The sequence below is a fragment of the Stenotrophomonas sp. LGBM10 genome, from assembly GCF_046736075.1.
Lineage (GTDB): Bacteria > Pseudomonadota > Gammaproteobacteria > Xanthomonadales > Xanthomonadaceae > Stenotrophomonas.
In genome coordinates this window covers 485,372-510,799 of the sequence record NZ_CP177163.1, presented here as the reverse complement: position 1 = coordinate 510,799, position 25,428 = coordinate 485,372, and the positions used below count along the sequence as shown (strand labels likewise).

Genomic DNA, 25,428 nt, shown 5'->3' with positions numbered 1-25,428 from the left:
GAGCGCCCCTGCCAACGCAATGGACTTGGAGGCACTACGACATGGATTCGCTGAACGACAGGATCGCCCGTCTCTCTCCCGCCGAACGTGACAAGCTGATGCGCGCGTTGCGCCAGCAGGGGCCCGCGACCGCGCCGGCGCCCATCCCGGTGGTGGATCGCAGCCAGGCCTTGCACGCCGTCAGTCCGGCCCAGCAGCGCATGTGGATGTTCCAGGAGCGCGGCGGCAATGCGGCGTACAACATGTCTTCGGCGGTCCGGCTGCATGGGCCGCTCGATCTGCCGGCGCTGCAGGCCGCGCTCGACGACCTGCAGGCACGTCACGAGTCCCTGCGCACCACCTTCGAGCTGGACGGCGTCGCCGTGGTACAGCGCGTGCGGCCCGCACAGGGCCAGCCGCTCACCCAGGTTGATCTGTCTCCACTGGCGTCCGCCGATCGTGCCCAGGCGGTTCAGGCGCGCTGCGCGGCGTTGAGCCAGCGTGTATTCGATCTGCAGACAGGGCCCCTGTTCGAAACGCAGCTGCTGTGCGAAGACGCCGAATCGCATGTGCTGCTGGTGAACATGCACCACATCATCTCCGACGGCTGGTCGATGGGCGTCCTGATCGGGGAGCTGAGCCGCCTGTATGCGGCCCATGCGAGCGGCGCGACCGCGACACTCGACCCGTTGCCGGTGCAGTACGTCGACTACGCGCACTGGCAGCAGGGCCAGATGGGCCCGGACCAGGCCCAGCGCCACCTGGCGTACTGGCGCGAGCGCCTTGCCGATGCGCCGCCTCTGCTGGACCTGCCGGGCGACTATCCGCGCCCCGCAACCAAGAGCTTCCAGGCCGCCACGCTGTTCTTCGACCTGGATGCATCCACGGCCGAGGCGGTGGCCACGCTGGCCCGCCATTGCTCCGCTACGCCGTTCATGGTCCTGCTTGCGGCATTCGAGGTGCTGCTGGGCCTCCACACCGGACGTAGCGACATCCTGGTCGCGACTCCTGTGGCCAATCGTGGCCGCTCGGAGCTGGCAGGGGTCATCGGCTTCTTCGCCAATACCGTGCTCCTTCGTGACCAGATCGACACGTCGCTCGATTTCGCACAGCTGCTCGAACAGGTCCGGCACGGCACGCTGCAGGCGTATGCCCATCAGGAACTGCCGTTCGACCAGGTCGTGGACGCACTCAATCCGGTACGAAGCACCGCGCACGCGCCGTTGGCGCAGGTGTTGTTCGCCGTTCAGAACGTGCCGGGCGGGGATCTTGCACTGGGCGGCCTGACGATCGAGCAGATCGAGGTCGGTCGCGAGGGCAGCGATTTCGATCTGGTGCTGGAACTGCAGCCGCAGGCCGGCGGGTATCGCGCAATCCTCACCTACAGCACGGACCTGTACCAGTCAGCGACGATGCGGACATTCGGAGCGCAGTACAGCGCGCTGCTGAGCGCGCTGGTGCGCGCGCCCGAGGTACCGGTGGCGGCGACGATGGCTGCGGCATTGCCCGCGCGGCCGCCGTTGCCGGCAGGGCTGGCGTCGACCGACGCGGCCACCGTGGCAGGGCTGCAGACCCGATGCGCGGGCATGCAGCTGCTGGATGCAGACGGCACCCACGACGGTACCGGTCTGCTGCAGCGGGCGGTCTCGGCGGCCTGCGGCCTGGCGGAGGCCGCCCCTCCGGGCGCCGTGGTCGGCGTGGCGATGGACGACGCGGTGGCGTGCTGGACGGCGGTGCTGGCCTGCTGGCACGCAGGTGTGGTGCCGTTGCTGCTGGATTCCACCTTGCCGGCGGACGCGCTGCGCGCGCTGCTGGACCGCCACAGCTGCACCGTCCTCATCCATGACGCCGGACAACCGGCGTCGCCGGCCGATGCGGGCGTGCGCGTGCTGGTCTGGCGTGACATGGGCGCACCGGACGGTGCCGTTGGCCTGGACGCGGCGTGGTCGCCCCATCTGGACATGCCGGCCCTGCAGGTGGATCACGACGGCACGGTCCAGACATGTACGCACGACGCGCTGCATGCGGCGGTCGTGCGGCAGAGCGCGTGCTGTGCGTTGGCGCGTGGCGAGAGCGTGACCGTGCTGCGGCGCCCGGGTGCTGCAGGATTCGTGCGCGACATGCTGTGGGCGGGGCAGGCGGCATCCGTCAACCTGCGGCCCGGCGAGCTGTCGGGGCAGGCACTGCTCTGCGACGACCGCTACATCGGCCAGGTCCAGGCGCAGCGCCCGGGCCTGCTGCCGCCCACCCTGATCTACGTGGGTGGGGCCACCGACCTCAACCGCCTGCAGCACCTGCTGGGCGACGCGCTCGCCCAGCTTCACCACCTCCACGAGCTCACGGCATCGCCGGGGCACGTGATCGCGCATTCGATGGCCGGCGGCATCGCGCCTGCGGGCCAGGACAGCTGGCAGGCGTGGGATGCTGCCATAGACGTCTGCGACCCACAGGGCCGTGCCTGCGCACCGACCATCGCCGGTACCGTACGCGTGACCGGTCCGCAGCCGCAGCCGCTGACGGTGCAGCGCCGCGCACGCTGGCGTCCGGACGGGCAGCTGCAGCTGCTGGCAGGACCGGCGGACGTGGTGCGGCGCGATGGCCATGCGCGTGCGCTGGCGTGCATCGAAGCAACGGTGCAGGCGCATGCGATGGTCAAGGATGCGCATGTCGCCCTGCAATCCACCGCCGAAGGCGACCGTCTCGTGGTGTACGTCGTGGTCGCGCGCAGCGAGGCGGTGGCATCGGTCGCCGAGGCGACCGCCCGGTCGATGCCGGCCGGTCTGCGCCCGGACATCTGGGTCAGCGTCGCAACCATTCCGCTGTGCGCCGACGGTCGCGTCGACCTGGCCGCGCTCAAGATGTGCGCCGCGCTGGCAGATGGGGACATGGCGCGGGTCGCGCAGGCACTGTCCGAGGCGACCGCGGGCGCAGACACCGCCGTGGCGCTGGTGGACGCCGAGGTGCAGGCGCGCCGCCACCACCTTGCTGATGCGATTCCTGGCTGGCGTCGCCAGGCCGTGGAGCAGGCCAGGGTCGAAGAGGCCGGGGACGCGACGGTGCAGGAGGGGGCCACGCCTCGGCCCGACGCGCTGCTCGAAGGCAGTGCGCTGCCGTCGGACCTGCCGGCGTATCTGGGCGACGTGCTGCGCCGCGCAGCAGCAGGCGACCGGGGGGTCATCTGCATTGATCGTAATGGCATCGCCGTGCGCCGGACCTATGCCCAGGTGCTGGCCGAGGCAGAGCACGTGCTGGGCGGGTTGAGCCAGGCGGGCCTCGGCCCCGGCGACATCGTGGTCCTCCAGCTCGCCGACAACCTGGATTTCGTGCCGGTGTTCTGGGCCTGCGTGCTCGGCGGACTGGTGCCGGTGCCGCTGGGTGTGCTGCCCAGCTATGACGTGCCCAGTGCCGGCCGTGACAAGCTGCTCAACACCTGCCGGCTGCTGCAGCCCAGGGCCGTGGTTGCGAGTGCTGCCCAGCACGGTGCGATCGCGGCGCTGCTGCGCCATGAGAACGTGCCGGTCGCCGCCCTCGATGCCGCCGCCCTTGCACGCACGCGGGCGCAGGGCCGTCTGCACACGCCGGCCCCCGATGATGTCGCGTTGCTGCTGCTGACCTCGGGCAGTACCGGCATGCCCAAGGCGGTGCGACAGAGCCACCGGGCGTTGATCGCGCGCTCGGCGGCCACCGCACTGCACAACGGGTTCGATGCCGACGCGGTGTCGATGAACTGGATGCCGCTTGACCACGTCGGTGGGCTGGTCATGTTCCACGTGCTGGATACCTGGCTTGCCTGCGAGCAGCTGCAAGTCAGCACCGAGTATGTGCTGGAAGCGCCGCTGCGCTGGCTGGACCTGATCGAACAGCATCGCGCGACCGCGACATGGGCGCCCAACTTTGCCTTCGCGCTGGTCAACGAGGCGGTGGACCACGCGCCGGAACGCAGTTGGGACCTGTCTTCGATGCAGTTCATTCTCAATGGCGGCGAGGCGATCGTCAGCAAGAGCGCGCGTGGGTTCCTGCGCAGGCTGCGCGCGTTCGGTCTTCCCGGCACCAGCATGCGCCCCTCCTGGGGCATGTCCGAGACGTGCTCGGGCGTGGTGTTCTCGCGCCTGACCCTGGAGGGAAGCCGCGACGATGATCCGTTCGTCGCGGTGGGTGAGCCGATTCCCGGCGTGGCCATCCGCATCGTGGATGCCGACGACCGTGTGCAGCCGATGGGGCGGGTCGGGCGCCTGCAGATCCAGGGCCCGAACGTCACCAGTGGCTATCTGCACAACGTCGAGGCGACGTCGGAGGCGTTCACCGCCGATGGCTGGTTCAACACCGGCGACCTGGCCACGATCAGCGCGGTGGGGTTGACAATCACCGGTCGCGAGAAGGACGTCATCATCATCAACGGTGCCAACTTCCACAGCCACGAGATCGAGCAGGTGGTGGATGAGACCGGGGCCGTACAGATCTCCTACACCGCGGCCACGGCAGTGCGCGAGCCCGGCGCGGCGACCGATCGACTGGCGATCTTCTTCGTTCCCGCCGCAGAGGCCGGTGACACCGATGCGGCCATCCGCGCGGTGCGCCAGGCGGTCCTGCGCGGCTGCCAGGTCAATCCGTCTTACATCGTGCCGTTGTCGGTCGACGACGTGCCGAAGACCTCCATCGGCAAGATCCAGCGCGGGCAGCTGGCCGCGCAGCTGATGGGTGGCCAGTTCGACAGCCTGCTGCGTGCGCAGGACCTGCTGGCCGGCAATGCGAACACGGTGCCGGCGTGGTTCCATCGGCGCAGATGGCGGCCCGCGCAGCTTCGTGCCGTGGGCGGACGTAGCCCCGCGGCACGGATCGCGTTCGTGGACGATGCGCGTCAGGCACGCGCGGTGCTGGCGGCGTCCGGCGACACCGTGCCGCTCTGGCTGGTGTGGCCCGCGGATCATGCGCCTGCGATGGACCTCGTTGCACCGGGTGGAGCGGCGCACCGGACCCACGTGGTACGCCCGGATCGTCCGGACGACCATCGGGAACTGCTGGACGCCGTACTCGCCAGCACGCAGGGCGGGCTGCAGCTGCTCTGGCTCTGGCAGGATCGCGCCGATGGACACGTGCACGATCCGGTGGGCGCGAGCGATGCGGTCCTGGCACCCGTTCGCGCGCTGTTGCGGGCGCTGGCGCAATGCGCCCCGGCGCAGCATGTGCAGTTCCTGCTGGCACGGCACGGTGAGGCCGCTGCCACTGCGGCCGACGCCGCCCTGCCAGGCCTGCTGCGCACCGCCGCACTGGAGGCCAGCTATCTGGAACCCAGCCTGGTGCATCTTGCCGGCACCGGCACCGGCACCGGCACCGGCACCGGCACGGAGGCGGTCATCGCGCGGCTCCTGGAGGAAGGCAGTGCCGCCGCGCTCGATACGGAAGTGATGTACCGCGGATCGCAGCGCCTGCTACCGCGGCTGTCCGAACTGGATGTCAGCGGAGCCGATGCGCAGCCGTTGCCGCTGGTCAAGGGCGGAACCTACCTGCTGACCGGTGGATTGGGCGGCATCGGCCGTTACCTGGCCGGCCGCTTGTGCCACGAGCTCGACGCGCAGGTGCTGCTGATCGGACGCAGCGCCGCCACGCTGGACGGCGACGCGCGTGAGCGCGAGCGGGCCCAAGCCTTGGCCGAGCTGCGGTCGCGCGCGCGCGATGGCGCGGTTCTCTATGTCCAGGCCGATGTCACCGACAGCGTCGCCATGCGCGCAGCCGTGGCCCAGGCCGAGCGGCAGTGGGGGCGGGCGCTGGACGGGGTGTTCCACCTGGCGGGCGATCTGGCGGAGGGCGGCAACGTGGCCAACCACTGGTCGCAGGCCAGCCGCCACGGCCTGGCGGAAGAGTCCGAGCAGGCTTACCTCGCCGCACTGGCGCCAAAGGTCGGCGGGCTGCATGCCTTGGTGCCGCTCCTCGAGGAACGCCCGTCGCTGCTGTGCGTTGCGTTCTCCTCGGTCAACGCGCTGTACGGCGGCGCGACGTTTGGCGCGTACTCGATGGCCAATGGCGCGTTGGCGGGGTATGCGGAACAGCTGCGCCTGCGTTTCCCCAACACCTACGTCATCGACTGGGCCATGTGGGACGACGTAGGCATGAGCCAGGACAACCCAGGCTATGCGCGTGAGGCGTCGCGTGCGATGGGCTACCACGCCATCAGCCTGGAAGAGGGCTGGGTGTCGATGAAGGCCGTGCTGTGCCGCGCGCCGGGGCGCTATTCGGTCGGACTGGACGGTGCCAATCGACACCTGCTGCCCGACATCGAGGGCACGCCGGCCCGACGCCGCGTGCTGGCGGGGTATATCGCAGCCTCTGCCGCCGTTGCTGCGCAGGCTCCAGACACCTACCGCGATGGTCTGGGGCACCGCCACGTGCTGGAGGTGCGGCCGTGCGAGCGGATTCCGCGCCTGCCCGACGGGGCGCTGGACCACGGCGCTCTTGCCGGCATGGGGGCTGCGGGAGCGGCTGCCGGTCACGATCCGCAGATGCCGCGCAACGCGTGCGAGCGCACACTCATGGAGGTATGGCGGCAGGTGCTCGGGCTGCAGCGCATCGGGGTGCATGAGAACTTCTTTGAGCTGGGCGGCGATTCGGTGCTGGGTACGCAGGTGGTGGCACGGGCCAACCAGGCAGGATTGCGCCTGACGTCGCGGCAGTTGTTCGAGCGGCAGACCATCGCCGAACTGGCCGAGGTCGCGGCGCAGCCGGACGCACCGGCGATCCTGGCCGAACAGGGCGTGCTCAGCGGCGACTGTCCCCTCGCACCGATCCAGGCGTGGTTCTTCGCACAACCGTTCGCGTACCCGCATCACTGGAACCAGTCGTTGCTGCTCAAGGTCAATCTGCCATCGCTGGACCTGCCGGCGATGCAGGCGGCGCTCACTGCGCTGGCGCTGCACCACGATGCACTGAGGTTGTGCTATCGGCAGGAAGGCGGCCAGTGGCACCAGTCCTACGGTGCCCCGGCGCAGGTGGTGCCGGAATGGCACGACCTTGGCATGCATGCACCGGACGCGGCCGTGCAGGTCATGCAGGACCGTGCCGCTGCACTGCAGGGCGGTCTTGTGCTGGAGCGTTCTCCCGCCCTGCGTGCTGCATGCTTCGACCTGGGACAGGGCGACCTGCGACTGCTGCTGGTCGTCCACCATCTGGTTACCGACGGGGTGTCCTGGCGCATTCTGCTGGAGGACCTGGCCGCGCTCTACACCGCGCACGCAGCAGGCACCCCGGCCGTTCTGCCTGCCAAGAGCAGCGCCTACAGGGCATGGATCGAGCATCTCCAGCACTACGCCGGCAGTGAGCAGGCCAGCCGTCAGGCCCGCTACTGGCAGGACATGCCGGTGGCGCCGCTGCCCGTGCCGCTGCTTGACGGCGGCCGCAACCAGCACGGCGGACAGGAGCAGTACGAACTGGCGTTGGACGAAGCCGACACCCATTGCCTGCTGCGTGAAGCCGGAGCCGCCTACCGTACCGAGATCAATGACCTGCTGCTGTGCGCCCTGGCGTTGTCCGCCCGCGCGTTGACCGGCCAGCGTCAGCTGAGCCTGACGTTGGAAGGACACGGACGCGAAGACCTGTTCGACCAGATCGACGTGTCGCGTACGGTGGGCTGGTTCACGTCCATGTTCCCGCTCACGCTGGAACTGCCTGCAGCGGGTGACGAGGGGCGTTGCCTGCTGGCGGTGAAGGAGCAGCTGCGCGCGCTGCCTGGCAAGGGACTGGCCTATGGCGTGGTGCGCTACCTGGGCGACGGGGTGGGCGACGCGCCGGCACCGGCAGTGAGCTTCAACTACCTCGGGCAGTTCGACCAGTCGATGGGGCAGGACAGCCTGTTCGATCTCGCGCAGGAACACCCGGGCGCCATGCAGGCCGATGACGAGACGCGCACCCACGCGATCGATGTGGTGGCGTTCGTCAAGGACCAGCGGCTGCAGGTGGTATTCACCTATTGCCCCACGTATGTCCGGGCGGAGGACGTGGCCGCATGGGCAGCGCAGTACGTCCAGGCGCTGCGCGGCCTGGTGGGACACTGCACGCTGGCAGCGAGCGGCGGACTGTCGCCCTCGGACGTACCGCTGCTCGATGACGGCCAGGAAGAACTGGATGCGCTCGTCGCCGCCACCGGACTTGCATCGGCTCGCATGGTCGAGACGATCTTCCCGGTCACCCCGATCCAGCACGGACTGATCTACCACTCGCTGCTGGCGCCCGGTGAGGGCGTGTACGTATCCCACCTCCGCAATCAGATCAGTGGGCGTCTGGATGCCGCAGCATTCCAACGGGCGTGGCAGATCGTTGCTGGACGCCACGATGTCTATCGCGCCAGCGTGCAGCGTGCCGCGGGCGCGGTACCGGTGATGGTGGTACAGCGCAGCGTCGAACTACCGTGGGCGTTCCACGACTGGCGGGCGCTGCCACCAGACCAGCAGGAGAAGCGCTACCAGGCGCTGCTCCAGGAAGACCGCGAGCGTGGCTTCTGTTTCGAGCAGGCCCCGCTGCTGCGGGTCTATCTGCTGCAGTTCGCCGACGACGTCCACCGTTTCGTGCTCAGTGAACATCACGCCGTGTCCGATGGCTGGTCGCGCGCGATCGTGCTCGCCGAGGTGCTGGCGTGCTATCAGGCGCTGGTCGCCGGCCGTCGGCCGGAGCTGCCCGAACCACGTCGTTTCGCCGACCACGTCGCGTGGCTGCGTCGTCAGGACCGCCCGTCGATGGCGGCGTACTGGCAACGGACCTTCGACGGGCTGTCCCCGCGCCAGCCACTGGCCGGTGGGAGCGCCGGTGCCGCCGGGCGCGACGGGAAGCGTCCGCTTGCCACGCGGGACAGCCTGGAGGCAGGGCATACGGCTGCCCTGCAGGCACTGGCGCGCCGCCACCAGTTGACCCTTGGCGTGCTGGTGCAGGGTGCCTGGGCGATTCTGCTCGCCCGCTACAGCGGCGATGCCGACGTGGTGTACGGCTGCACTGCGTCGGGCCGGCCAGTGGACCTGCCCGGGGTTGAACGCACGGTGGGGCCGTTCATCAACAGTCTGCCGGTGCGGGTGCAGGTGGACGATACGCTCGCCCTGTTGCCGTGGCTGGCCGGCCTGCATGCCGCGCAGACCGAACGCGAATCGCACGGGCACTGCTCGCTGGCCGATATCGTGCAATGGTCGGGGCTTGCCTCCGGTACGCCGTTGTTCGATACCCTGGTGGTGTTCGAGAACTATCCCGCGGTCGACGGCGTGCTGGGCGATGGACTGCGGATCGACTGGGCCGACGCGCTGGACCAGACCGAGCTTCCGCTCACGTTGATGGTCGAGCCCGGCGAGCGCATGTCGTTCTGCCTGTATCACGATGCGCACCGCTTCACGCCGGCCGCTGCGGCACGGTTGCTCGGCCATCTGGCACAGCTGCTGCAGTCGATGGCCGAGCAGCCGGACTCGGCCCTGGGCGCACTGCCCATGCTCACCGCTGCCGAGCGGGCGTCGGTGGACACGGACTGGAACGCCACCGTCACCGAGCTTGGCGACCCCGACGCGACGCTGCACGGCCTGTTCGCGGCACAACTGGCGCGTACGCCGGATGCCGTGGCGGTCATTGCCGACGACCGGCAGATGACCTACCGCCAGGTGCACCAGCACGCGCTTGCCGTCAGCAGGCGTCTGAGCGCTGCCGGCGTGCGCCCCGGACAGCATGTGGCGGTGACGATGGAGAAAGGCTGGCAGCAGGTGGTCGCGGTGTACGCCGTGTTGTATGCCGGTGCGGCCTATCTGCCGATCGACGCGTCCTGGCCGGCTGAACGCCGCGCCTTCCTGGTTGGCCACGGTGAGGCTGCCGCAGTACTGTCGGTGCCGGGTGTGGCCAGCGACGATCGGCTGCCCGCAGGTGTGGCACGGCTGGATATCCACGCCGACGACGCGCTGTCGGATGGGCCGGTGCCGGCACTGCAGGCGGCAACCGATCTGGCGTACACGATCTTCACCTCCGGCTCGACCGGGCAGCCCAAGGGCGTGATGATCGATCATCGCGGCGCGGTGAACACCCTCCGTGACATCAACGCGCGCTTTGCGGTGGATGCGCGTGATCGCATTCTTGCAGTGTCGTCACTGAGCTTCGATCTCTCCGTGTACGACATTTTTGGTCCGCTGGCGGTGGGCGCTGCGGTGGTGATTCCGGCCGCCTCCGTGCAGCAGGATCCGGCCGCATGGGCGCACCTGCTGCAGGCCCACGGGGTGACGTTGTGGAACACGGTACCGGCGCTGCTGCAGTTGCTGGTGGACGACCTGGAACGGCAGGACCGCTGTCTGCCCGGCAGCCTGCGGCTGGCGATGCTGAGCGGCGACTGGATTCCGCTGTCGCTGCCGCAACGCTACCGGGCGCGCTTCCTGGGCGGCGCGATCGTCTCGATGGGCGGCGCCACCGAGGCGTCGATCTGGTCCATTCTCTATCCCATCGGCGAGGTGGACCCGTCCTGGCCCAGCATTCCGTACGGCAAGGCGCTGGCGAACCAGCGCTTCTACGTGCTCGATACCAGGTTGGAGATCTGTCCGGTCGGCATCCAGGGCGATCTGTTCATTGGTGGCATCGGTCTGGCCCTCGGCTACTGGCGCGATCCCGTCAAGACGGCCGCCAGCTTCATCATCCATCCCGGTACGGGGGAGCGGCTCTATCGCACCGGCGACATGGGCCGCTACCTGGAAGACGGCAATATCGAGTTCCTCGGGCGTGCCGACTTCCAGGTCAAGGTCAACGGCTATCGCATCGAACTGGGCGAGATCGAAGCGGCACTGCAGCAGCAGCCGGGGGTCGGCGATGCGCTGGTGGTCGTCCGCGAGGACACGCCGGGCGAACGCAGGCTGGTGGCTTACCTGCGGCCGGCAGAGTCCGGCGAGCCGCAGGCGGCGTCGCTGCGGGCCGCCCTGGCCGATCGCCTGCCGCACTACATGGTGCCGTGGCATTACGTGACGCTGGAGGCGTTCCCCCTGTCGGCCAACGGCAAGGTGGATCGCAAGCAGCTGCCGATGCCGGACGGGCAGGGGGCGACGCTGCCGGTCGCGCCCGGCACCGTGTCGGCAAGCGAGGAACTGCTGCTGGGCATCTGGAGTGACGTGCTGGCCCGACCGGTCGTGGACCGCGACAGCAACTTCTTCGAGATCGGTGGTCACTCGCTGCTGACCGCCCAGGTGGTGGTGCGCGCGCGGGAGGCGTTCTCCATCGACCTGCCGGTGCGCGCCCTGTTCGAGTCGCCCACGGTGGCCGGATTGGCGGCCCGCATCGATGCGCAACGGTGCGCCGGCACCGCCCGTCGAACGCTGTCGGGGCCGGTGGTCGACGATGGCGCGCTGTCCTATGCGCAGCGGGGCCTGTGGTTCCTGGATCGCCTTCAGGGCCAGGACGCGACGTACAACATCACCACCGCGCTGCGCCTGGACGGGGTGCTCGACGTGGAGCGTCTGCGGGACTGCCTTGCGCGCCTGGTGGACCGCCATGCCGCACTGCGCACGCGCTTCGTCGAAGACGCGGGCGTGCCCCGGCGGGTGGTGGATGCTGACATGGCCGGCGCGATGCAGCTGATCGCCTGCGATGCGGAGGCGCTGGAGGCGCTGGCGCGCGAACAGGCCGCCGCGCCGTTCGACCTGGCGGCCGGGCCGATCCATCGCTTCACACTGGTGCGGATCGGCCCGGTGCAGCACGTGCTGCTGCTGAGCATGCATCACATCGCCGCCGACGGCTGGTCGATGGCGCTGCTGCTGCGCGAGCTGGCCGCGCTCTACGCCGGCGGTAGCGATGGCGCGCGGTTGCCGCCGCCGCGGCTCGGGTACGCCGACCACGTGGCGCGCGAACGCACGCTGCAGCTGGAGGGTGTGATCGCCACGCAGCTGGATTACTGGCGCACCCAGCTGACCGGCCTGCCGGCGCTGCTTCCGATCCGCACCGACCTTCCGCGGCCTGACGTGCAGACGTTCCGCGGTGCGACCGTGGATCTGCGCATCGACAGCACCGTGCGCGATCGCGTCGTCGCGCAGTGCCACACGCAGGGGGTCACGCTGTACATGTACCTGCTCGCGGCATTGGATGTGGTGCTTGCGCACGCCAGCGGCAGCCGCGATATCGCCATAGGAGCGACCGTGGCCAACCGCGCCGAGCGGGACGTCGAAGACGTGTTTGGCCTGTTCGCCAACCAGGTGGTGATGCGTGTCGATCTTGCCGGCGATCCAACCTTCGAGACGCTGCTCCGGCGCGCACGCCACACCGCGCTGGATGCGTATGCGAACCAGGACGCGCCCTTCGACCAGGTGGTGGATGCGGTGGGCCATCCGCGCACGCTGGCCCACACCCCGTTGTTCCAGGTGAAGCTGGTGCTGCAGAACGTCCCCATCCAGCAGGAGGCGATGCCCGGCCTGATGGTCGAGCCGGTTGGCGTGGACGCCGGTTCATCCAAGTTCGACCTGCAGTTCACCATCGAAGAAGTGGAGGGCGAACTGCGTGGCAGCCTGAGCTTCAACACGGACGTATTCATCCGCAGCACCGCTGAACGCATCGCGGCCCGGTTCACGCACCTGCTGGACGTTTCCAGTGCAGCACCCACCCACACCGTGGAGGCACTGATCGGTGCACTGGCCCGGTTCGACGAGGCCGCGCAGGGGCGGCAGGCGGCATCGCTGCAGGAAGCATCCCACGGCATGCTGGCGCGGAGTCGTCGGCGCAACGCCATCATCAACGAAGGAGTCGTCGACCATGAGTGAGATCGAATCGCCGTCCTCGCTGTCCCTGTTGCGCCAGCGTAGCGGGCGACGCCAGGTGCCGGTGTCAGGCAATCTGGTGGAGGAAGTGGATTTCGCGGACGGGCATCCCGTGCCGCGGCGGCTGCAGGCGGCGGCCGGGGCACAGATCGATCCCGTGGCCTGGACCCGGACCCATCGGAGTCAGCTGCGCGAGAGTCTGCTGCGGAACGGCGCCTTGCTGTATCGCAACATGGGCATCGACGACGTGGCGGTGTTCAAAGGCGTGGTGGATGCGCTGGGGGGAGGCGAGCGGCTCACCTACGAGAACCGCTCGACGCCGCGCACCCAGCTGGACGACCGCATCTACACCTCCACCGAATATCCCGCCGAGTACGCCATCCCGCTGCACAACGAGAACTCGTACACCCATGCGTGGCCGGGCGTCATTTACTTCCATGCGCAGCAGCCCAGCGCCGAAGGCGGTGAGACGCCCATCGCCGACAGCAGGAAAGTGTATGCGTCGCTCGATCCGGTGCTTCGCGAGCGCCTCGAACGGCGAAAAATAATGTATGTTCGCAATTACGGTGAACTGGACCTGTCTTGGCAGGAAGTGTTTCAGACGGAATCGCGCAGCGAGGTCGAAACATTCTGTGCCCAGGCGGGAATCGGATTCTCCTGGCGGGAAGGGGAACGGCTTCGCACCTGGCAGGTCTGCCAGGCGTCTGCAACACACCCACTGACCGGTGAGAAGGTCTGGTTCAACCAGGCCCACCTGTTTCACGTGTCTTCCTTGCCGGAAGACCAGGGGGCGATGCTGCTGGCGGCGTGCGGGAGGGACAACCTTCCCCGGCATGCCTGCTACGGCGATGGGGGAGAAATAGAGGACAGCGTGCTGGAAGAGATTCGTGGCTGCTACGAGCGCCATGCGATCCGCTTCCCCTGGCAGAGTGGTGACCTGCTGGTGTTGGACAACATGCTGTTCGCGCACGGTCGCATGCCGTTTCGCGGCCCCAGGAGGATCCTGGTGGCCATGACGGATTGAGCCGTTGCAGCACTGGTAGCCAGGAACGCAGTTGGACTTCAAGGGATGAAGGAAAACCATGCTGGAAACTGAAGTCGGATATCGCCTGTCGCCCCTGCAGCGCCACGCGTGGCAGGGACGCAGCACGGGAACGGGTTGCAGCGCCGCACTGTTCGCCCTCGATGCGCCGTTGACGCGTGACGAACTTGCGTCGCGGCTGCAGCGGCTGGGCAGCGAGCTGGAGATTTTGCGGGTCGAACTGGTCCAGGTGGACGGTCTCCGTGAACCGGTGCAGTACGTCCGCGAGACGGCGCGCTGCCACCTGGTCGTTGGCAGCATGGATACCGGGGCGGATGTCGCCTCACTGGTCGATGCCTGGCTGGACGGCAAGGCAAGTCGGGAGGCCAACCTGGCGGTGGCGCTGCTGGACGCGGAGGGAGGCCCGCAGCATCTGCTGTTGCGCGCACCCGCCTGGATCGCCGATGACACCACGCTGGCGCTGCTGGCGCAGGCGCTGGCGGCGCCCGATCCGTTCGTGGCCGACACGCAGTACATCGATATCGCCGAGTGGATGCACGAGGTTCTGGAAAGTCCGGCGGCCGAGTCCGGACGCGCCTTCTGGTCCGCAGTAACCGCTGACGCCGCGAACGCGATGCGCCTTCCGTTCGCGCGCCACGCGTCCTCGTCCGCTGCCACCCCGGCGCGACGGTGCTACCGGGTAGAGGCGGGTCCGATGCTGCCGCCCGAGCCGGAACTGCAGGCCCTGGTTGCCTGGCACGAGGTGGTGTCGCGTTGGTGCGGCGCGGCCGCGCTGGACCTGACGCTGTTCGATGACGGCCGCCGGTTTGCCGAGCTCGCCACGGTGGTCGGTCCTGTTGCCCGCCCGATCCCGCTGCGTTGCGATACGCGCGACATGGCAGCCACCGACATTCCTGCGCGGATGGCTGAAGCACTCGCGCAGGCGCGACGCCACCAGGAGTATGTTGACCCGGCCCTGCCATTGCCCGTCCACGGCTATCAGTGGCGCGCAGGCGGCGGAAACGGCGCCGCACGGCGACGCGGCGACAGCGGCCTGCCCATCGGCCCGGGCCAGCTGGTGCTGCGCGCCGGTGTCGATGGGGGCGCATGGACACTCGAATTCGTGTTCGATGAGAGCTGCTTCACCGCGGGCGATATCGATGTCATGGCGGAGCAGCTGCGCAGTGCGCTGCTGCAGGCGCCGTTGGCCGGCTGCGCCGTTCTGCCGGCGCCGGTGGTCACGCCCGCAGTGCCGGGCAGTGCCGGTGCGCTGTTCGATGCGTGCGTGACACGGTTCCCGCACGCACCTGCGGTTCGGTCTGGGCAGGTGGTCCTGGAATACGCCGCACTGGATCGCCAGGTTGGCCGCATCGCCGATGCGCTGCTGGATCTGTGTGCACGGCGCGGCGAGCGGATCGCGCTGGTGTTGCCTCGCGATGCGACCTGCATCGCAGCGATGCTTGCCGCGCTCCGCTGTGGCATCGCCTACATACCGCTGGATCCGGACGCACCGGCGCAGCGCCTCGCCGACATCCTTGCCGAAGCATCGCCGCGTGTGCTGGTTCATGCGGGCATGGCGGATCGCTGGCCGCGGGTCGCCGGCATGGCCATGCTGGATGTCGAGCGGCTGCCGGCGCGTGTCGATGGGGCATTGCAGGTGTCGCGGGCGCCGGTCGACCCCCTGCAGATCGCCTACGTGATCTATACCTCCGGCTCCACCGGCCGCCCGAAAGGCGTTGAAGTCAGCCATCAGGCGCTGTGCCATTACGTACAGGGCATCGAGCAGCGTCTGCGGCTGGAGCCGTCGGCGTCGCTGAGCGCACTGTCCACCTGGACCGCCGACCTCGGCTACACGGCGCTGTACGGCGCGGTGCTTACCGGCCGTTGTTTCGACATCGTACCGGCCGACACCATCCTCGACCCCGCGCGCCTGAGCCGGCACCTGGCCGACCATCCGGTGGACTGCCTGAAGATCGTTCCGTCCCACCTTGCGGCGCTGCTGGACGTGCCGGGCGGCGATGCCGTGCTGCCGCGTCAGTGCCTGGTGCTGGGCGGCGAACCGGCTGCACCGGCACTGCTGGCGCGATTGCGCGAGCGCCGGCCCGACCTGCGGGTACTCAACCACTACGGCCCGACCGAGACCACCATCGGTGTGGCGACCCATGAGGCGGAAGGCGCACCCCACCATGCCGGCCTCCCCATCGGTCGTGCGTTGGGAAGCCTGCGGCTGCACGTGCTCGATGCACAACTGCAGCCCTGTCCGGTGGGCGGAATCGGCGAGCTGTACATCGCTGGTGCAGGCGTCGCGCAGGGCTATCTGTCCCGCCCCGACCTGACTGCCGAACGCTTCCTGCCCGAGCCGGTGTCCGGCGAGGGGGCGCCTGGCACGCGGATGTACCGTTCCGGCGACCGTGCCCGCTATTGGCCGAACGGCGCGGTGCAGCTGCTGGGCCGCGCCGACGACCAGGTCAAGATCCGCGGCCATCGCGTCGAGCCGGGCGAGGTGGCGTCGGTGCTCGCCCGCCTGCCGGGCGTCGCCGGCGCCGTGGTGGTCGCCCAGGACGCGGGCGCCGACGCCTGGCTGGCGGCCTACCTGGTGCCTGCCGGTGCGGTGCGTCCGAGTGACGCGGCGCTGCTCGCGCAGCTGCACGACTGCCTGCCTGGCCACATGGTGCCGTCGGCGCTGGTGTGGATGCAGCAGTTGCCGGTGACCGCCAACGGCAAAGTGGACCGGCGCGCGCTCCCGCCTGCCAGCCGTCAGCGGGGCAGCGGCCGCGCCGTGATTCCGCCGCGCACGACGCTGGAGCAGGACATTGCCGCGATCTGGATGGCGCTGCTGTCGGTGGACGAGGTCAGCGTGGAAGACAACTTCTTCGACTGTGGTGGTCACTCGCTGCTGCTGGTGCAGCTGAAGGCCCGGCTGGACGCCGCATTTGCCAGGGAGATGCCGATCGTGACGCTGTTCCAGGCGACCACCATCGCCGCACAGGCCCGGTTCTACGACGCCTCGCCGGCGCCGGAGCAGGGCACACGCACGCCGGAGCAGGATATGGCCCGTCGTGCGGAAAAGGCACGGGCTGCGCTGCAGCGGCAACGCGAGGCACGTACCGATGTCTGAACCTTCTGTTCCCGCGCAGGCGGTGGCCATCATCGGGATGGCCGGACGGTTCCCGGCCTCGCCCGATATCGACACCTTCTGGGCGGCGATCCGGGATGGCCGGGAGTGCATCACCGATCTGGACACTGCTGCGCTTGAGGCTGCCGGCGTGGATGCGGCCACGGCGGCGCAACCCGGTTATGTCCGTCGCGCGGCGGTGATGGACGGCGTCGAGGACTTCGACGATGCCTATTTCGGTATTACCCCGGGCGATGCCCAGCTCAAGGATCCGCAGCACAAAGCGCTGCTGGAGTGCTCGGAAACAGCGCTGCAGGACGCCGGCTACGTGGCGGGCACCTATCCCGGGTTGATCGCCATCTACGCCAGTGTGGGTACCAGCGGGTATCTGTACCAGCATCTGCTGGCCTCGCCGGACATCGTGCGGATGGTCGGCGTTCACCCCCTCTACCTGCACAACGAAAAAGATTTCGCGCCCACCTTCGTCTCCTACACCCTCGGGCTGCGCGGCCCCAGTCTCAACGTCAACTGCGGCTGCTCCTCGTCGCTGGCGGCGGTCCACCTTGCGTGCCGCAGCCTGCTTCAGTACGAGACCGACATCGCCCTGGCGGGGGCTGCGTCCATTCTGGCGACGCAGACCAGTGGGTACGCGTACAACGAGGGCGGCATCCTCTCGCCGGACGGGCATTGCCGTCCCTTCGACGCCGCTGCGGCAGGAACGCTCCCCGGCAGTGGTGTCGGCATGGTGGTGCTCAAACGCCTGGAGGACGCGATCGCCGATGGCGACCACATCCACGCGGTGATCCGTGGGTCGGCAATGAACAATGACGGTCGCGGCAAGATCGGCTTCACCGCACCGAGTCCGGAAGGCCAGGCGCGGGTCATCCGCGAGGCGCTGCTGGTGTCGGAGGTTGATCCGGCCGAGGTGGACTACATCGAAGCGCATGGCACCGGCACCCGGCTGGGTGATCCGATCGAACTGGATGCACTGCATGCGACCTATGGCGCGGGTGGAGCGCAGCCGTGCCACCTCGGCTCGCTGAAGGCCAACATCGGGCATCTGAATGCCGCCTCCGGCGTCGCTGGACTGATCAAGGCCACGCTGTCGCTCGCGCACGGCCTGATTCCGCCGCAGGTGGGTTTCGTCACGCCGAACCCGGCGCTGCAGTTGACCGGATCGCGGTTCAGGATTGCAGCCAACGGGACTTCCTGGCCGAACCGCTCGCGGCCGCGTCGTGCCGGCATCAGTTCGTTCGGCATCGGCGGTACCAACGTCCATGCCGTGCTGGAAGAAGCGCCGCGCCGCGTACCGGGATGCGATGGCGGCGTTCACGTGCTGGCACTGTCGGCACTGGATGCGGTGGCGCTGGAGCGATCGAGTGCCGCGCTGGCAAGCCATCTCCAGACGCACCCCGGCCTGGCGCTGGGCGACGTCGCCCATACCCTGCAGCAGGGTCGCCGCGTGCTGCCGCTGCGGCGCGCGGTTGTCGCTCGCACGATCGAGGAAGCCGTCCAGGCCCTGCAGCGACCGGATGGCGGCACGCGCGCCGCGCAGCCTGCCGCTCGGGTGGCCATGCTGTTCCCCGGGCAGGGCAGCCAGTATCCGGGCATGGCCGCGGCGATGCATGCCGCCGACCCCGCCTTCCGTGACGCTTTCGATGCTGGCGAACGGTTGCTGCAGGGGATGCTGCCGCACGACCTGCGCGCGCTGTTGCTGCAGCCGGGCGATGAGGCGGCGGCCGAGCGTCTGCGCCAGACCGAGCTGGCGCAGCCGGCGATCTTCCTGGTCAGCTATGCGCTCGCCAAGGCGTGGCAGGCCCGGGGCCTGGATGCCGATGCGATGCTGGGGCACAGCCTGGGCGAGTATGTCGCTGCCACGCTGGCCGGCGTTTTCGACCTGGCCGACGCGTTGAAGCTGGTTGTGGCGCGCGGCCGCATGATGCAGGCAACCCCGCAGGGCGCCATGCTCAGCGTCGCGGTTCCCGCCGATGCGCTTGCGCCGCTGCTGCCGGAGGGCGTGACGATTGCGGCCTACAACGCACCAGGGCATTGCGTGGTGGCCGGTACCACGGCGGCCATCGACGCGCTGGAGGCGCAGCTTGCGCCACCCATCGCGCGTCGTCGCCTGATGACCTCGCACGGGTTCCATTCGCCGTTGGTTGAGGGCGCGGTGCCCGGATTCCGTGCCGTGCTGGACACCGTGCGGATGCGCCCGGCAGTGCGTCGGTTCGTCTCCAACATTACCGGCGACTGGGTCGATGCCGAGCGCTGCGCCCGGTCCGACTACTGGGTGGACCACCTGCGCAGCCCGGTTCGTTTCGACCGCGCCGTGCAGACACTGCTGGCCAGCGGCAGCGATCTGCTGCTCGAAGTCGGTCCGGGCCAGGGCCTGACGTCGCTCGCCCGGCACACGGTGGCCGGTGGCGCGTACGCGGCGGTCGCGCTGTCCAGCCTGGGGCATCCGGCTGCGGCGGGCGAGGAAGCCGTGGCGATGGCGCGCGCCCACGCGCAGCTCTGGTGTCACGGTGCCGGCGTGGTCTGGAGCCTGCCGCCCGCCGGCCAACGCCGCCGAGTTCCGCTGCCTACGTACCCCTACCAACGCCGCCGCCACTGGGTGGACCGCGCCGGCATCACCCCGCGGCCGCAGGCGCCTGCACTGTCTGCGGAGGCCGTCGCGCAGGAGCGACGCGAGGCAGCGCCGCTGTCCGCCGACGCACTGCCGTCGTTGTTGCTGACGCTCTGCGCCGAGCGCCTGGGTCGGTCGCATGTCGGGCCGGAGGACAACTTCTTTGATCTCGGCGGCGATTCCCTGGTGGCGACCCAGCTGATCGCGCATCTTCGCGCCGCCACGGGCAGCCGCATCACGCTGGACCAGTTCCTGTCCGCAGCCACGCTCGGCGAGGTGGTGGAGCGGGTACGACAGGCGTCGCCGGCGCCTGTCGCCACCCCGCTGCCCGACCTGTCGGCGCTGGACGACGCACAACGCGCCCGCAAGGTCCCCCTGTCCGCCGCCCAGCAGCGGATGTGGTTCTTCGAACGCCATGAGGGCGGGGCGGGCGCCAACACCATCCTGACGACCGCGCGCCTGAGCGGGCCCGTCGATCAGGCCGCACTGTGCGCCGCGTTCGAGGCGCTGGTCGCCAACCATGCGCCGCTGCGGACGGCGTTCTTCGACGAAGACGGTCGTCCCTGGCAGCGGGTGCTGCCGGCAGCCACGGTCGACATCGAGCGGATCGAGGTCGCGCAAGGGCCACTGCAGGCCGAGCATGTCGATCAGATCCTAGGCAGCTTTGCCGCCCGGCCGTTCGATCTGGCACAGGGCGGACTGATCCGCGTCCTGCTGGTTGCCCTGGGTGAGGATGATCTGGTCCTGGCGGTGGCTCTGCACCATATCGTTGGCGACAGCTGGTCGATGGGCGTGCTGATCGGCGATCTGCAGGCGCACTACCTGCACCGCATCGGCGCGATCGCGGGCCCTGTCCCCGCTGCCCGGTCCCCGGATGCGATCGATGTGGCCGCCTGGCAGCAGTCGCCGCAGTGGCAGGCGATGGCCGGTGGGCAGCTGGCGTACTGGACGCAGGCACTGGCAGGGGCGGACACGCACGCCAGCATTGCCGATCCCGCACGCAGGAGCGCTGAGCGCAGTTTCGAGGGCAGGGTGGTGACGCTGCAGCTCGATGCAGCGCTGGAATCGGCCATCGCCGGGTTCCTGCGCCGGCGCCGGACCACGCGCTTCTCGCTGTACCTGGCGGCCTATGCGCTGCTGCTGGCGCAGGAAAGCGGCGCCGGCGACATCGTGGTCGGCACCGATGTCGCCAACCGCACCCGTCCCGAGATGGAAGGCATGATCGGCTTCTTCGTCAACCTGCTCGCGCTGCGGGTGCGCCTGCAGGCAGGCGAGGGTGTGGACGCGTACCTGTCGCGCGTGCAGGCGCTGGCGATCGAAGGCCATTCGAACCAGGATGTGCCCTTCGACCAGGTCGTGGCTGCGCTGGCACTACCCCGCGACCGCCGTTTTGCACCGTTGTTCCAGCACAAGCTGGTGCTCCAGAACGCGCCCGTCCCGCCGCTGCAGCTGCCCGGCGTGCAGGTGCTCGCATGGCCGCATGTGCGTGAATCGGCCGAACTGGACATGGTCGTAACCGGTTGGAGCAACGACGCCGGGGCGGGGCTGCGCATCGAATACAACCGGCTTCTGTTCGATGCCGATGCAGGTGAGCGCTGGCTGGACAAGCTGTGCCTGCTGCTGCGGCGGCTGGTGGAGCAGACCGACCTGCCGGTGGATGCGCTGCTGGCCGAGCTGCGTACCGGCGACCAGGCGCGCAGGCAGCAGGATGAACGGCTGGCCGCCGGCAGGATCGGCGTGGTCAAGCGACGACCAATCAGCGGCAAGGTTGCCGCGCAGGCTGACAGGAGTGAGGCATGACGATGGAACAGGACGCGGCCACCGGGCTGCGTGGCACGCGCCGACGCGCGATGAGCGTGTCGGGCGCCGGACGCGTCGCGCGTTCGGTGATGCACGCGCAGGCGGGCCTGCCGCTGGTGTTCACTGCGCAGTCGCCTGGGCAGGTCCTCGGCGAGTGGATACAGGCCAATCGGGAGGAACTCGCCGCGCTGCTGCTCGAACATGGGGCGCTGCTGTTCCGTGGTTTCGCGGTCGGCAGCAGTGCCGCGTTCGAGCAGTGCATCGTCGCCGGTTCGGGCGCGTCGCTGGAGTACCGGTTCCGCGCCTCGCCGCGGACGACGGTGGCCGGCAACATCTACACGTCCACCGACTATCCCAGCGACCAGTGGATCTTCCCGCACAACGAGCATTCCTACTCGCCGGTCTATCCGCTGCACCTCTACTTCCATTGCGCCATTCCGTCGTCCACCGGCGGTGCCACGCCGTTTGGAGCGACGCGCCGGATCACCGCGGCCATTCCGGAGCACATCGTGGAGACGTTCGAGCGGCGGCAGATCCTCTACGTGCGCAACTATGGTGACGGATTCGGATTGCCGTGGCCGACCGTGTTCCAGACCGATGACCGCGCCGAGGTCGAGCGCTACTGTGCCGGTGTTGGCATCGAGACCGTGTGGAAGGCCGGCGACCGGCTGATGACGCGCCAGGTCGGCAATGCGATGGTGGCGCATCCGCAGACCGGCGAGAGACTCTGGTTCAACCACGCCACCTTTTTCAACGTCAGCACGCTGCCGCCCAGCATCGGCGAGGAGCTGATGCGCACCTTCCCGGCGCACGACATGCCCACCAATACCTTCCACGGCGACGGCGGGGATATCGACCCGGACCACCTCACGTGCCTGCGCGGCATCTATCAACGCGAGATGACCCGATTCGACTGGCAGGCCGGCGATGTCATCTGGCTGGACAACATGCTCGTCGTGCATGGCCGCGAACCCTTCCAGGGGGAGCGCAGGGTGTTGACAGGCATGGCCCAGGCGCAGCGCGGCGCGGCCATTGGAACGACCACGGAGGGGACGTGACATGCAGGACGAACACACCGGCTACAGTCTTTCGGAACAACAGCGCACCCGGTTGGCGGGACGCCCGGCCGATGACGTCGGCCGCATCTGCATCCATGCGTGGGAACTGCACGGCGGGCTGAACGCCGACCGGCTGCAGGCAGCGGTAGCCGCCGTGGTGGATCGCCATGAAGTGCTGCGTACGTCGTACCCGGTGGTGCAGGGCTTCAGCGAATCGCTGCAGGTGGTCCTGCCGCAGGCACGGCTCGAATGGCTGCCCTCCAGCGGCCGCCAGGCCGACGACCTGGCGTTGCTGGCCGGTCTTTCCAGCCTGCCGGTCGGATCGCTGCAGGCCGTCGCGTTCACGCATGCGCAGGGGGGGCACCTGCTGCTGCGCGGCACCGATCTGCAGTTCGACGCTGCTTCCCTGGCGGTATTCGCGCGCCACCTGCAGAACGAACTGGCTGGCGGCAATGACGCGCTCGAGGACGCCATTGTCCAGCACGCCGACTACGCCGAATGGCAACAGCAGCAGTGGCCCGCCCGGGCGGGCGGTCCTGATGGCGCCCGTTTGCAGCGGGCCCTGCCATTCGCGCGCCCGGTTGCCGGCGCGGCCGGGGGCCGGGGGCGCCTCGAGGTGTCCGTCCCCCCAGCGCTGTCCACGCAGTTGCTGGCGCTGGCCCAACCGGGTGGCGCAAGGGCGAGCCTGCTGTTTGCCTGGTTGCAGGTTCTGCGCCGGCACCAGGGCGACAGCCTGGTTCACCTCGACATTGAAGCCCCGTCGCGCGTTGCCGAGCTGGACGATGCGATCGGGCCCTACAGCCAGCGCGTCGTCGTCGGATTCGAGGTGGATCCCGCGCACGCCCTTGGCCAGGCCCTGGAGCAGCTGGACGCGTCCATTGACGCCGCCGCTGCCAGCGTGGCGTTTGCGGCAGCAGCGTCCGGTGGCCTTGCGGGCTTCCTGCATCGTGCGTACGTTCCGGCACCGGAAGATGCCGTGCGCCTGGTCGCGTCGCACCCGGCCGACACCGAGGGCGGGCTGGATCTTGTGTGCGAGCAGTTCGGCGATCGTGTGCAGGTCATGATCCAGTACGACCGCGGGCAGTATGGGGATGCGGACGCCGCCGCCCTGGGCGAGCAGTACCTGGATGCGCTGCGCGCCGTATGCGCGGCCGACCTGGAGGCCGCCGTGGACGCGCCAGCAGCAGGGTCTGCCGGCACCGCCGCCGGTGCCATCGTGCATGGGCCAGCGCTGCCGGCCATCGCCGCCGACCGGCGGGGCCTGGCTGGCCTGTTCCTGCAGGCGGCGGCGCAGTCGCCGGAGCGCATCGCATTGATCCGCGAATCGCAGCAGCTCACCTATGGCGACCTGGAGCGCCGCAGCGCGCAGCTGGCGGCACACCTTGCCGCGCTGGGCGCGGGACCGGAGCGCCGGATCGGCGTGTGCCTGGCCAACCCGCTGGACATGATCGTTGCGATCCTGGCGGTACTGCGCTGCGGTGCGACCTACCTGCCGCTGGATGTGGCCTATCCGCCGGCGCGACTGCGCTACATGCTTTCCGATGCCGCTGCCGAGTGGCTGATCGTCGATGACCACCAGACACAGGCGAACCTGTGCGATGGCCTGCCGCTGACATCGCTGGTGTTCCGTGACGCCCTGGCGACGGCAGCCGGCCATCCCGGCGTGGACCCGGATCTCCACCGGGACATCGCCGCGTACATGATCTACACCTCCGGTTCCACCGGCCAGCCGAAGGGCGTCTGCGTACCGCACGCCGCCATCCTTGCGTCCACTGCAGCCCGCGGTCTGGCCTACCGGGATCCGCCGGAGTGCTTCCTGCTGCTGTCGTCGTTCTCGTTCGACAGCTCCATTGCCGGCATCTTCTGGACCCTGGGGTCCGGCGGCACGCTGGTCATGACGACGCCCGAGGTTGTCCACGACATCGCGCGCCTGTCCGAACTGGTCCGTGCCCGAGGGATCACCCATACGCTGATGGTGCCGTCCCTGTACGCCACGCTGCTGTCGTCGGGCGATCCGGCCACATTGACCAGCCTGCGCACCGTGATCGTTGCAGGCGAGGCCTGCCCACCGGCGCTGGTGGAACGTCACGGTGCGCTGCTTCCTGCCACCGGACTGTTCAACGAATACGGTCCCACCGAGACCGCCGTGTGGTGCACGGTCGAGGATCTGCGCGCCGGCGGGCCGCGTGTAAGCATCGGGGGGCCGACGGCGGGTACCCGGATCTATGTGCTGGACGCCGGCGGCGACGCGGTACCCGTGGGGGTGGTCGGTGAAGTCCACATCGGTGGCGCGGGGGTGGCACGCGGCTATGCCGGGCGCGCCGATGCGACCGCCGAGCGCTACCTCCCCGATCCGTTCGGCGCCGGTCCCGGCGCGCGCCTGTACCGCAGCGGCGACCTGGCACGGCCCCTCGCTGACGGGCGTCTGGAGTACGTGGGGCGCATCGATGCGCAGGTCAAGATCCGCGGGCACCGCATCGAACTGGGCGAGGTGGAAGCACAGCTCGCGCAGCATCCCGCGGTCGCGCAGTGCGCGGTGGTCGCACGCGGCCAGGCCGGGGAGCAGGTGTTGATCGCATACTGGAGCGCACACGCCGGCGCGGCCGCCGACGTTCTGGGTCTGCACGACCACATGCGCCACCGGCTCCCGTCGCACATGCTGCCGCAGGACTATCTGCAGCTGGACGCGCTGCCGCGGACGGCCAACGGCAAGATCGATCGCGGTGCGCTGCCCGCGCCTGAGCAGCTGCGGGCAAGCGTGGTGCACGTCGCGCCGGAACCGGGCATCGAATCCCGGCTTGCATCGCTGTGGCAGGAACTGCTTGGCGTGGACGGCATCGGCCGCACCGACAACTTCTTCAAGCGCGGTGGCCACTCGCTGCTGGCCATGCAGTTGATCTCCCGCATTCGCGACGCGTTCGATGTCGAGGCGCGGATCAAGCTGATCTTCGACCATCCCGAGCTGTCGGCAATGGCGACCCAGCTGCAGGCGCTGATCGAGGAGACCGCCGACGCAGGCTCGGCACTGGATGTGCTGGAGCTTTAAGGAACGCGATCTGCGGCCACGCGCCGCGGAAGGACTGACAAGGCAG

Annotated in this window: 6 protein-coding genes; all 6 read left to right on the top strand. The window is 69.2% G+C overall.

The genetic code is table 11. From position 1 onward, the window contains the following. Nucleotides 1-41: 41 nt before the first annotated feature. Genes ACLB90_RS02065 through ACLB90_RS02040 form a run of 6 tightly spaced genes read left to right on the top strand, consistent with a single transcriptional unit; the run spans nucleotide 42 to nucleotide 25,382 of the window. Nucleotides 42-12,719 (top strand): amino acid adenylation domain-containing protein, encoded by a 12,678-nt coding sequence (locus tag ACLB90_RS02065; RefSeq protein WP_411851399.1) that lies wholly within the window; start codon nucleotides 42-44, stop codon nucleotides 12,717-12,719. Then, the gene (locus ACLB90_RS02060) at nucleotides 12,712-13,740 is read left to right on the top strand and encodes a TauD/TfdA family dioxygenase (protein ID WP_411851398.1); all 1,029 of its coding nucleotides are present in this window, start codon (nucleotides 12,712-12,714) and stop codon (nucleotides 13,738-13,740) included. Before ACLB90_RS02065 ends, ACLB90_RS02060 begins: the two co-directional genes overlap by 8 nt. 58 nt (nucleotides 13,741-13,798) lie before the next feature. Beyond that, entirely contained in the window at nucleotides 13,799-16,855 is a 3,057-nt protein-coding gene (locus ACLB90_RS02055; RefSeq protein ID WP_411851397.1) for a non-ribosomal peptide synthetase, read from the top strand. Further along, the gene (locus ACLB90_RS02050; protein ID WP_411851396.1) at nucleotides 16,848-21,278 is read left to right on the top strand and encodes a type I polyketide synthase; all 4,431 of its coding nucleotides are present in this window, start codon (nucleotides 16,848-16,850) and stop codon (nucleotides 21,276-21,278) included. The genes ACLB90_RS02055 and ACLB90_RS02050 overlap by 8 nt, the downstream gene beginning before the upstream one ends. Next, the gene (locus ACLB90_RS02045) at nucleotides 21,275-22,336 is read left to right on the top strand and encodes a TauD/TfdA family dioxygenase (protein ID WP_411851395.1); all 1,062 of its coding nucleotides are present in this window, start codon (nucleotides 21,275-21,277) and stop codon (nucleotides 22,334-22,336) included. Before ACLB90_RS02050 ends, ACLB90_RS02045 begins: the two co-directional genes overlap by 4 nt. A 1-nt stretch (nucleotide 22,337) precedes the next feature. Beyond that, nucleotides 22,338-25,382 carry an amino acid adenylation domain-containing protein gene (locus tag ACLB90_RS02040; RefSeq protein WP_411851394.1) on the top strand — a complete coding sequence of 1,015 codons (3,045 nt, stop codon included), beginning with the start codon at nucleotides 22,338-22,340 and terminating at the stop codon, nucleotides 25,380-25,382. The last annotated feature ends 46 nt before the right edge of the window (nucleotides 25,383-25,428 follow it).

What these genes read in the sequence shown, in the direction of transcription:
- ACLB90_RS02065 (WP_411851399.1), top strand. Translation starts at nt 42, where the DNA reads ATGGATTCGCTGAACGACAGGATCGCCCGTCTCTCTCCCGCCGAACGT.
- ACLB90_RS02060 (WP_411851398.1), top strand. Translation starts at nt 12,712, where the DNA reads ATGAGTGAGATCGAATCGCCGTCCTCGCTGTCCCTGTTGCGCCAGCGT.
- ACLB90_RS02055 (WP_411851397.1), top strand. Translation starts at nt 13,799, where the DNA reads ATGCTGGAAACTGAAGTCGGATATCGCCTGTCGCCCCTGCAGCGCCAC.
- ACLB90_RS02050 (WP_411851396.1), top strand. Translation starts at nt 16,848, where the DNA reads ATGTCTGAACCTTCTGTTCCCGCGCAGGCGGTGGCCATCATCGGGATG.
- ACLB90_RS02045 (WP_411851395.1), top strand. Translation starts at nt 21,275, where the DNA reads ATGACGATGGAACAGGACGCGGCCACCGGGCTGCGTGGCACGCGCCGA.
- ACLB90_RS02040 (WP_411851394.1), top strand. Translation starts at nt 22,338, where the DNA reads ATGCAGGACGAACACACCGGCTACAGTCTTTCGGAACAACAGCGCACC.